We start from the raw sequence: 10,683 nt of genomic DNA, 5'->3' as shown, positions 1-10,683 counted from the left end.
CGTTGTCGCTTGGGCGTGACCGGTGTAGCTCTGGTGTTGTCCGGTGTGTCCGTCGCGTCTCTGTTGGAGCTATAACTAGCCCAACCGAACGCGGCACAGAATTGCAATAATAATTGCGAATGAATTGTGATTATTGAAACAATTAATATTGCCGATATGGGGCGAGGAGAACGTGACGCTGCGCGTATCGCACCTCAAAATATCACGACATCAGGCGACCTGGGAGTGACCGTCAAACTCGTCGTCGATGTGCATCATTCAAGCATAAAAAAGGACTCCTCGCACGACCGGGTTACCCGACAGTGCGAAAAGCCCATGATTGATCTCACGTAAGAACGCGAGCCGGCGTTGCTCAGAGAAGATCGTAACGCTTCAGAATATCCCGGATCTTGTTGTCCTGCTCCTCATCAGGCAGCAAGGCAGGCTGCCGGCTCGCACCGACGGATGCATCCTGAAGATAGAGCGCACGCTTCACCATGGCGGGCGCAAAGCCCAGCGCGTACAGGTCGGTGCGAAAGGCCGTATAGACTGCCTGCTGGCGTTCAGCCTCGGCAACATCGCCCGTATTGTAGCCTGCAAGAATGCCGGAGAGCACCTTTGGCAACGCGTTGCCGAGGCCGGAGATGCAACCTGCCGCGCCGTTTTGCAGTGACCAGAGAACGAGATGGTCCGGTCCCGAATAAACCTCGAAACCAGGCATCTCCTTTGCCACCTGCAAATAAGCCTCCAGCGTCTGCTGCGCGCCGCCGGAATCCTTGATACCGGCGATGTTGCCGTGAACGGCAAGTTTTCGTGCCGTTTCCGGTTCGATGTGGTTCTGGGTGCGGGCGGGAATGTCGTAGAGATAGATCGGCGTCGCGACCGCATCCGCAACAGTGGAAAAATGACGGATCAACCCGTCCTGGGTGCAGGCAATGAAGAATGGCGTGATGACGGCAATGCCGTCGACGCCAATACGGTCGAACGCCTTGGCAAGCTGCAGCGTTTCGAACGTGGCCGGCATGCCGGCATTGACGATCACTTTGGCGCGACCATCCACCTCGTCTACGACCTCTTCCGTCAGCATAATTTTTTCTTCATGCGTCAGCGCCGTAAAATCACCATTGGTTCCGGCGCACATAATGTTGTTGCCTGCGGCCACCTGACGGCGAACCTGTGCGCGGGTTGCCTCGTAATTGATCGTTTCGTCCTCGTTGAAACAGGTTACGAGCGCGACAAAAGCTTGTTTCGTCATGAAAGAACTCCCATTGAATTTCAAATCGCCTGCCCTGCTCGAGCCGGGCGGTCAGTAGCATGTGTGTCAGGATCAGGGTCGAGGCTCGCAGCGAGAAGCGCGCGGGTATAATCCTGTCGCGGCGCCTCGAAGACCTGCCGCACCGTGCCGAACTCGACCAATTCTCCACGCTGCATGACCATGACATGATCGGCAAAGTCCCGAACAACCGGCAGATCATGGGCGATGAAAATGAAAGACAGCCCCATCTCGCGGCGCAACTTGTCGAGAAGTGCAATGACCTGCGCCTGAACGGACACATCGAGCGCCGACACGGCCTCGTCACAGACGATAAGCCTGGGTTCAAGTGCCAGCGCGCGAGCAATCGCAATACGCTGTCTTTGACCGCCAGAGAACTGATGCGGATAGCGCCCCATATGTTCCGGCAACAAGCCCACCTGCCCGAGAAGCTCCGCGACGCGTTCCCGCCATTTCGCTTTCGGCAGAATATCCGGATGGATTACCCAGGCCTCGGAAACAAGCTGGAAAACGGTCATGCGCGGATTGAGGGATTGCGTCGGGTCCTGAAACACCATCTGCAGATCGCGCCGCAGGCCGAACAGTTCGGATGGCGAGAGCTGGAACAGATCGCGGCCCTTCCAGAGCGCCTGCCCCGCATCCGGTTCGTCGAGCCGCAGCAGAATGCGCGCAAGCGTTGACTTGCCCGACCCGCTTTCGCCGACAACAGCAATGGTTTCGCCGGGCATGAGATCGAAGGAGACACCCTTCAATGCTTCAAATGCGCCATAACGTTTGCGCACATCGCGCACACTGAGCAATGCCTCGCCCGCTGCCTTCGGTTCATGCATCTCACCCTTGCCGGGTGCGGCATTGATCAGTTTGCGAGTGTAGGCATGCTGTGGGTTATGATAGACCTCGTGGACGGTCCCGGCCTCAACCAGTACGCCCTTCTCCATGACCACAACCCGATCGGCAATCTCCGCCACGACCCCCAGATCGTGGGTGATGATAAGAACCGCCATGCCGGTTTCCCGCTGCAGTTCTTTCAGCAAGGCGAGCACTTCGGCCTGCACCGTCACGTCAAGCGCGGTAGTTGGCTCGTCGGCAATCAGGAGGTCGGGTTTCAGCGCCAGCGCCATGGCAATCATGACCCTTTGCCGCTGCCCACCGGAAAATTCATGCGGGTATTTCTTTAGCGCGCGTTCAGGGTCGGGAATACCGACACGCCCAATAAGCCGAAGCGCTTCGGCTTCGGCCTTTGCCCTGTCGAGACCATGCGTCGTCATGGCTTCGCGGATTTGCCAGCCGACCGTATAGACAGGATTGAGGTGGCTGAGCGGGTCCTGAAAAATCATGGCGATGCGCTTGCCATTGATCCCACGCCGCGCCTCCGTTGGCATCGTCAAAAGGTCACGACCATCAAGCAGGATCTGTCCGCCGCTGATACGCCCGGGCGGCATGTCGATCAGATTCATGATCGCTGATGACGATACCGACTTGCCGGAGCCGCTTTCGCCAAGGATCGCCAGCGTCTCGCCACGGTCGATATGGTAGGAGATATCCTTCACGGCATGGACGACGCCGCTTGCCGTATGGAATTCAACGGAAAGATTGCGGACTTCAAGAAGATGGTCAGCCATTCTTGCGGCCTTTCATTTCCAGCCGCCAGCGCTGCACCGGATCGAGCGCGATGCGCAGCCAGTTCGAAAGCAGATTAAGCGACAGTGTGGTGAGGATGATGGCAAGTCCCGGCCAGAACGACAGCCACCAGGCATTTGTCAGATATTGGCGTCCCTGCGAGATCATCAGACCCCAGGTGATTTCCGGCGGCTGGATACCGATGCCGAGGAACGACAATGCGCTTTCCGCCAGCATCACATAGGCGAAATCGAGCGTGGCAAGTGTTGTCAAAGTCGGCAGGACGACAGGCAGGATATGCCGGAAGAGAATTCGTTTTCCCGAAGCGCCCATGACCCGGGCCGCCTGAACGAACATGCGCTCGCGCACCTCAAGAACCTCGGCTCGTGTCGTGCGGATATAGACCGGGATGCGAGTAATGGCGAGAACCAGCATCAGGTTGAGAATGGACGAGCCGAGCAGATAGAGAACGATCACCGCGATCAGCAGAGACGGGAACGACATGATGACATCCGCAAGCCGCATGATGATCTGGCCTGTGCGCTCCGAAGAGAAACCGGCAATCAGTCCAAGAAGCGTTCCCACGACAGACGACAGCAGGACAGCGCCAGCGGCAATCATCAATGTGTTCTGGGTGGCAGCGATGATACGGGCAAACAGCGAGCGCCCGAGCGCATCAGCCCCCAGCCAGAAATACCATTCCCGCTGCCAGTCAAACGGCGCGAGATTGCGACCGCGCAAGTTCTGTTTCGTCGCCACATCTCCAAGCCAGGCTGGACCGATGAAGGCGAGAACCACGACGATCAGGAGAAAGATCACGGCGCAGAGTGCGAACTTGTCGGCCCAGAGCATGCGTGCCAGGCGAACAGGAAATGATGGTTCGTCCACGATCTGTGTGTCGGCGGTTGAAAGGCTCATGGCTGAATACCCCTTCAATGGCGAATACGGGGATCGAGCAGCGCGTAGGCAAGGTCGATCAGCAGGTTCATCAGGAAAATGGCGAGGGCCGTCACCAGGATGGCCGCCAGCACCACATTAAAATCGCGCTGCAGAATGGAATCGATCATCAGCTTGCCTACGCCGGGAAAACCGAAAATCGTTTCAACGACAACGGCACCATTCAGGAGGCTCGCTGCCTGATCGCCGATCACGGTAATAACCGGTAGCATGGCGTTGCGCAGAGCGTGCACGAAGATGATTGGGCCGGATTTTACACCCTTGGCACGGGCTGTCTTGACATAGGCCGACGACAGGGCGCCGATCATCGAGCCGCGCACCACCTGCACGATGATACCGAAGGGTCGCACAAAGAGCACGGCAATCGGCAATATCCAGTGTAACAGCGAGCCGGTGCCGGATGTTGGGAGCCAGGCGAGATTGACCGAGAACACGACGATTGCGACGATCGCCAGCCAGAAATCCGGAACAGACGCGCCGACCAGCGAGATCATCGAGGCCATGCGGTCAAAAAAGCCACCGGACCGAAAGGCCGCGAGCGAGCCGATCACGATCGCCGCCGTTGTGACAAGCGACATGGTGATCAGCGCAAGCCAAAGGGTCCAGACGAAAGCCTCGGTGACGACGTCGAGCGCCGGACGCGCCTTTCTGAGCGATTCACCGAGATCACCCGTCAGCACGTCGCCTGCGTAACGGAAAAACTGCACCATCAGCGGATCGTTCAAACCGTGCAGAGCCCGGAACTGCTGTTTCATTTCCTCCGATGCCTCGACGGGCAGAAACAATGCCGCCGGATCGCCTGTCAGGCGGGAGAGAAAGAAAACCATCACGATCAGGCCGATCAACGAGATCAGGCTGGCCACGGACCGTTTACGAATGAAGCTCAACATGATCGCCTCCGGAGTTTTATGGCAACGGCGGGCACCAGGGCCCGCCGTTGCATCTGGATGGATGCTTGGACGCAGGATCTTGATGCGGCCGTTATTTGATGCCGATCTCGGAAAGCTGCAGCATCGAGTTGGTGGCGATGGTTGGCTTGAAATCCAGCCGTTCGGAAACACGCGAGAAACCGACCATGTGGAACAGCAGCACATCGGCCACGACATCATCATGCAGGTAGGCAATCAGCTCGGACCAGAGCTTTGCACGCTCGTCGCCAACCGCAGCGGATGCGCGTTCGATCAGGTCATCGACCTTGGGGTCAGAGAAACCGGCCTGCGTGCCCTTCGTGGCATATTTGAAGAACATGGTGAAGGACGGGTCACCCTTGGAGTTGTCGTGCATGGCGGCAACGATCTGAGGGCCGCGACCTTCCTTGAAGGGCTTGGAGTAGTAGCTCTCATGCTCTGCCACTTCGACGAACTTCAGGTCGATCTTGAAGCCGACATCCTGCAACTGCGACTGGATGGCTTCCATGATTTCCGTCACGTTCGGGAAGTTTGCCGTGCGGGCAATGATGGTGATCGGCGTATCGACCTTCACACCAGCGGCCTTTGCTTCCTCAAGCAGCTTCTTGGCGCCATCGGGGTCGTAGGGGAACACCTTGACATCGGGGTTCCAGCCAAGCGTTGTCGGCGGAACGAGTGCGGTCGCCAATACAGCGCCATCGGGAACAAGTGTGCCGAGGAATGCCTGCCGGTCGATGGCAAGATTGAGGGCGCGACGTACCCGCACGTCGTTCAACGGTGCGATATTATGATCGAGGCGCAGATAGACCGTCTCGCTGTCGAGGTAAGAAAAATCGGTCTTGTCATTGGTCGCATCAAGCTGCGAGATCGACGGTGAAAGATCGGCTTCGCCCGTCTGCACCATGGCTGCACGAACCGATGGGTCCGCACGGAAAAGATAGGTTGCTTCGGTGACCGCAGGTTTCTTGCCCCAATAGTCATCACGCGCTGTCAGCACGATCTGCTGGCCAGGTGTCCAGTTGGTAAGCTTGTAAGGCCCGGTACCGACTGGCTCACGGATGAATTCCATCTTCGTTTCTTCGGGAACGATGGTCACCAGAGACATCAATAGCGGCAGAATGGGTTGAGCCGGATCGGTCTTGAAGTCGATGGTATTGTCGTCGACGATGGTCGGCGTCACGGTCATGCCGCCGAAGTAGCGGCGAGATTCGCACGCGTTCTTGTCGCTCATGATGCGCTCGAAGCTGTGTTTGACGTCTTTCGCGTCGAAACTGGTGCCGTCGGAGAATTTCACACCCTGACGCAAATGGAAGCGCCAGCTGCCATCCGAATTCTGCTCCCATTTTTCCGCCAGTCGCGGCTGCACGCCGTTCTTGCCGCGCACATCGAGTTCGGTCAGTGTTTCACTGACATTTTCCATGATGATGCGGCCGATATTCGAGCGCGTTGCCATGCAAGGCTCAAGCAGATCCGCTTCTTCGGCCAGAACGATCTTGATGGGGCCGGAAGCCGCCATCACCGGTGATACCACGGCGGCCAGGGAGCCCATCATCAAGGCGCCCATCATCAAAGTCTTCTTCATTCCATTCTCCTCCCAGATCAGAAATTCAGTTCCATGGCAGCGCACCGCGGGGTCGTTCCCGAAAGAAGCCCCGCCTGATGTCTTAGGACATGGCGTAGCGGATGATTGTCTCCTCCACCCGTAGACAGAGCATCGACGCTAACACATTTTTTGTCAATTTATTTTTCGTAAGGATTTTTATTATGGTCAAAGCACTTTATTTTTATCATGTTATTTCAATAATTTATTAGATATTCTGACAACAGAATGCCTTTCTTATTTTTGCATTTAAACTTGACAACTTTTTGTTTTTGGAATTTTCATCGAGGCAAGAGGAGATCCAAATGACCCCTGACGACATTGCCCGGGCCATGACTGGCGCCATCGTTTCCGCTTCAAGCGAACGACAAGAAGCCTTCCTGCCTTCGCCGATGATTCAAAATCATGCGAGCTTTCTGCACCTGCTTGATGATGGCGCACTCGTCTGCGCCTGGTTTGGCGGCACACTGGAGGGAAAATCGGATATCTCGATTTTTGCATCCGTGCTGTTACCCGGCCTTTCAAACTGGGGAGAGGCACAGCGGCTGAGCCACGATCCTGACCACTCCGAGCAGAACCCAGTCCTGTTTACCGCGCCCGATGGCACGCTCTGGCTGTTTCATACGGCCCAGCCCTCAGGCAATCAGGACGAATGCCGTATCCGCATGGCCAAGATCGTTCGTGACATATCCGCGCCTGAAAAGCTCTCGTCTGAAGAGGGGCATTTCCTCGACCTGCCAAGGGGATGCTTTGTCCGGGCGCCCCTTTCCATTCGTGATGATGGAGCCTGGCTTCTGCCGATCTTCCGCTGCGTCCAGCGCCCCGGTCAAAAGTGGAATGGCAGTCATGATACGGCGGCCCTCGGCGTCTCGGAAGATGGCGGCAAGACATGGCGTCTGGAGGATCTTGCTGATTCCATCGGCTGCGTTCACATGAGCCCCGTTGCCAGCACAACGTCGTCCTATTCCGCCTTTTTCCGCCGCCGGCAGGCCGACTTTGTCTACCGCACACGAAGCAGCGATGGCGGCCGCAACTGGTCTGCGCCACAGCCAACCGATGTGCCGAACAACAACTCCTCCATTGCCGCAATCCGCTTGAAGGATGGCAGGCTGGCGATGATCTGCAACCCCACCAGCGCGGCGCAATCGAGCGACCGGCGCGCTTCGCTTTATGACGAACTAGGGGAAGACGATAAACGTCCGGACGCCGACCCGACCGGAGGCTGCGTTCCAGTGTGGGGCGTGCCGCGTGCACCTGTCAGCGTCTGCCTGTCCGAAGACGACGGCCTGTCATTTCCAACCCGCATCCTGATCGAGGACGGCCCTGGCACATGCCTTTCCAATGACTCGACAGACGGACGCAACAAGGAAATGTCCTATCCTTGGCTTCTTGAGGCACCGGACGGCACGCTCCATCTGAGCTACACCTATTATCGACGCGCGATCAAATATGTCCGGCTTGCTCCGGGCTGGGCCGACAAGACGGACGGGAGAAAGTGATGAGCAATATCATTGGTATCACCATGGGCGATCCATGTGGGGTTGGCCCGGAAATTACCGTTCGGGCACTGGCCGAAATGTCATCCACGGATCGTGCTGCCACGCGTATCTATGGAAACCTCGCCACGCTTGAGGCAGCGCGGGAAGCGCTTGGCGTCAGCATCGACCTCACATCCCATGTTGTCGATCTGCCGGTGGAAGGCGCTCCTCTTCCATGGGGGACATTATCGCCGGTCGCGGGCGACGCCGCATTCCGCTTCATTGAGCGGGCCGTGCGTGATGCCGAAGCAGGCACGATCGGCTGCATCGTCACCGCACCGATCAATAAGGAAGCGCTCAATCTGGCGGGACACCATTATGATGGTCACACCGGCATGCTCCGCAGCCTGACCGGCTCAACGACCGCCTATATGCTGCTTGCGTCGGAACGGCTGAAAGTCATTCATGTCTCAACTCACGTCTCTCTCCAGGAAGCGATCCGCCGGGCCACCACAGAACGGGTGCTGGCGACAATCCGCGCCGGTAACGACCACCTGAAGCGCATCGGTTATGAACGGCCACGCATCGCCGTCGCAGGCATCAACCCGCATTGCGGCGAAAACGGTCTTTTCGGAACAGAGGATGACGATCAGATCGCACCGGCGGTTGCCGCAGCACGCGCTGAAGGCATCGAGGTGCATGGGCCGATCTCCGCCGATACGGTCTTCCATCGCGCCTATTCCGGCGCTTTCGATCTTGTGGTGGCGCAATATCACGACCAGGGGCACATCCCAATCAAGCTCGTCGCTTTCGATACCGCAGTCAACGTCTCGGTAGACCTTCCGATCGATCGTACCTCCGTCGACCATGGCACCGCCTTCGACATTGCCGGCAAGGGCATTGCCAATCACGGCAACATGAACGCCGCCATCGCCTATGCCCGCAAGCTCGTGGCCGGCGAAAGCCGGAAAGGATGACAGCATGTTTAAAGCACCCATACTCATCCACCAGCCGCGCCGGCTTGTCGTCGGCGCAGGCACGATTTCCGAAGCTGGCGCCTGGGCAGGAGAAACTGCCTCGACACTGGTGATCGCCACACCGCTGACCGCAAAATTTATCGATCGGCTCCAACTAAAGGGCCCTTTCACTGTCTTTGATGCTATTCCCGGAGAACCCGATACAGCAACGCTTGATGCTGCATTGGCGGCGGCACGCGCCGCAAAACCCGAGCTCGTCATCGGTCTTGGCGGCGGTTCCGTCATGGACGTGGCAAAACTGGTCGCCTCGCTCTGGAATTCCTCTCAGACCCTCGAAGACGTTGCCGGTCCGAACAAGGTTGCCGGACGCGATACGAAGCTGATCCAGATTGCCACAACGGCAGGCACCGGTTCTGAGGCCGGCATCCGTTCGCTCATCACCGATCCGGTCAAGGGCAACAAAATCGCCGTCGAGAGCCCGTTCATGATCGCCGATCTGGCGATCCTCGACCCTGAGTTGACCTATTCCGTGCCGCCAGCGGTGACGGCAGCCACCGGCGTCGATGCCATGGCGCATTGCGTGGAAGCCTTCACCAATCGCAAGGCGCATCCAATGATCGACGGTTTCGCACGTATGGGCTTCACACTGGTCGGCAAATATCTGGCGCGTGCCGTGCAGAATGGTGAGGACACCGAAGCGCGTGAAGGCATGATGCTCGCTTCCTATTACGGCGGCATTTGCCTGGGCCCGGTCAACACGGCGGCCGGCCATGCCATTGCTTATCCGCTTGGCACGCTTCTGCACTTGCCCCATGGCCTTGCCAACGCCGTTGTCTTTCCACACGTGCTGGCCTTCAACCAGCCTGCGGTTTCACAAAAGACGGCAGAAGTGGCCAGCGCTCTCGGGATTCGCGATCACCTCGCCCAGGACGAGCTTCGCAAGGCGGCCACGGAGTTTTGCGCCAATCTTGGCATCGAGATGTCGCTCGCCCGCCACGGCGCTACGGAAGCTGACCTTGTCCGTTATGCGCAGGATGCCCACGCAATCCGTCGGCTGATGGACAACAATCCGGTCGATATGAGTGTCGACGACGTGCTTGGCATTTACCGCCACGCATTCTGATTGCAGCGCCGGTGCGCCCCGCAGCGCATCGGCCAATGCCAAACTCTGCTTTTATGGATCAACCAACATTCGACGATTCGAACAGGCGGTCACGCGAACCTGTGAGATGGTTGAGCATCAATTGTCGCGCCTCATCGGCGTCGCCGTCGGCAATGGCCTTTGCAATGGCTTCATGCTCCGCAAACACGCGCGCCAACCCTGACGCCTCGCGTTTGACCGACATGCCGTGAAACTTCATGCCAACGGCAATGTGATCCTTCAGCGCTTCCATCGCCGTCGAGAAATAGCTGTTGCGTGCCGCCCGCGCGATGGCGAGATGGAACTGGTAGTCGGCGTCTTCCCGGTGAGACTGCCGGTTCGTCGCATCACGGAGCATTTCCAGCGCTTTTTTGATGGCTGCCAGCCGTTCGCCATCGTGACGCAACGCCGCAGCCGCGGCCGCAGCGGGTTCCAGCGTCAGACGAAACTCATAACAGTTCAGGAGATCGGCGACATTTTCGAGTTGGCCAAAGCCCAGCGGCTCACGCATGCCAACCGCTCGAACATAGCTGCCGGACCCTCTGCGGGAATAGATAAAGCCTTGCTCACGCAAGCGCCGAAGAGCTTCACGCACCACTGGTCGCGAAACTTCGAATTCCATTGCCAGCTCATGTTCTGTCGGCAGGCGTTCGTCAGGCTTATAGGCACCGGATTTGATGGCCCTGTGCATGCGCTCGAAAATGATGTCGGGAAGTGCCTTGCGTGCCGTTTCTCGTGTCAGCGCCATCT

Annotated in this window: 9 protein-coding genes; 3 read left to right on the top strand and 6 right to left on the bottom strand. The window is 58.0% G+C overall.

Translation table 11 applies throughout. The features are described 5' to 3' along the window. Positions 1–352 precede the first annotated feature (352 nt). The 5 genes from HWX89_RS15000 to HWX89_RS14980 form a co-directional block, all read right to left on the bottom strand. On the bottom strand, positions 353–1,234 hold the full coding sequence (locus tag HWX89_RS15000) for a dihydrodipicolinate synthase family protein (protein WP_138792312.1): 882 nt from the start codon (positions 1,232–1,234) through the stop codon (positions 353–355). Between the two features lie 20 nt (positions 1,235–1,254). Beyond that, positions 1,255–2,874: an ABC transporter ATP-binding protein gene (locus HWX89_RS14995; protein ID WP_138792311.1), complete on the bottom strand. Its 1,620-nt coding sequence runs from the start codon at positions 2,872–2,874 to the stop codon at positions 1,255–1,257. Further along, positions 2,867–3,790 (bottom strand): ABC transporter permease, encoded by a 924-nt coding sequence (locus tag HWX89_RS14990; protein ID WP_138792310.1) that lies wholly within the window; start codon positions 3,788–3,790, stop codon positions 2,867–2,869. The genes HWX89_RS14995 and HWX89_RS14990 overlap by 8 nt, the downstream gene beginning before the upstream one ends. 14 nt (positions 3,791–3,804) lie before the next feature. Continuing rightward, positions 3,805–4,719: an ABC transporter permease gene (locus HWX89_RS14985; RefSeq protein WP_138792309.1), complete on the bottom strand. Its 915-nt coding sequence runs from the start codon at positions 4,717–4,719 to the stop codon at positions 3,805–3,807. A gap of 91 nt (positions 4,720–4,810) precedes the next feature. Continuing rightward, positions 4,811–6,319: an ABC transporter substrate-binding protein gene (locus HWX89_RS14980; protein WP_138792308.1), complete on the bottom strand. Its 1,509-nt coding sequence runs from the start codon at positions 6,317–6,319 to the stop codon at positions 4,811–4,813. A gap of 323 nt (positions 6,320–6,642) precedes the next feature. Here HWX89_RS14980 and HWX89_RS14975 point away from each other — a divergent pair, with 323 nt between their 5' ends. Genes HWX89_RS14975 through HWX89_RS14965 form a run of 3 tightly spaced genes read left to right on the top strand, consistent with a single transcriptional unit; the run spans position 6,643 to position 9,915 of the window. Continuing rightward, positions 6,643–7,836 (top strand): sialidase family protein, encoded by a 1,194-nt coding sequence (locus HWX89_RS14975; RefSeq protein WP_138792307.1) that lies wholly within the window; start codon positions 6,643–6,645, stop codon positions 7,834–7,836. Further along, positions 7,836–8,792, top strand: a complete 957-nt coding sequence (pdxA, locus tag HWX89_RS14970; RefSeq protein WP_138792306.1) for a 4-hydroxythreonine-4-phosphate dehydrogenase PdxA — start codon at positions 7,836–7,838, stop codon at positions 8,790–8,792. Before HWX89_RS14975 ends, pdxA begins: the two co-directional genes overlap by 1 nt. A gap of 4 nt (positions 8,793–8,796) precedes the next feature. After that, positions 8,797–9,915, top strand: a complete 1,119-nt coding sequence (locus HWX89_RS14965) for an iron-containing alcohol dehydrogenase (RefSeq protein ID WP_138792305.1) — start codon at positions 8,797–8,799, stop codon at positions 9,913–9,915. A gap of 58 nt (positions 9,916–9,973) precedes the next feature. On the opposite strand, the gene HWX89_RS14960 is transcribed toward HWX89_RS14965, so the two are convergent. Next, a complete protein-coding gene (locus HWX89_RS14960) occupies positions 9,974–10,681 on the bottom strand; it encodes a FadR/GntR family transcriptional regulator (RefSeq protein WP_138792304.1) in 708 nt (235 codons plus the stop codon). Between the last annotated feature and the right edge of the window lie 2 nt (positions 10,682–10,683).

It is taken from the genome of Rhizobium sp. RM (genome assembly GCF_013390595.1).
Lineage (GTDB): Bacteria > Pseudomonadota > Alphaproteobacteria > Rhizobiales > Rhizobiaceae > Agrobacterium.
Note: the sequence above shows the minus strand (reverse complement) of the source record. Positions and strands in the feature narration are given on the sequence as shown.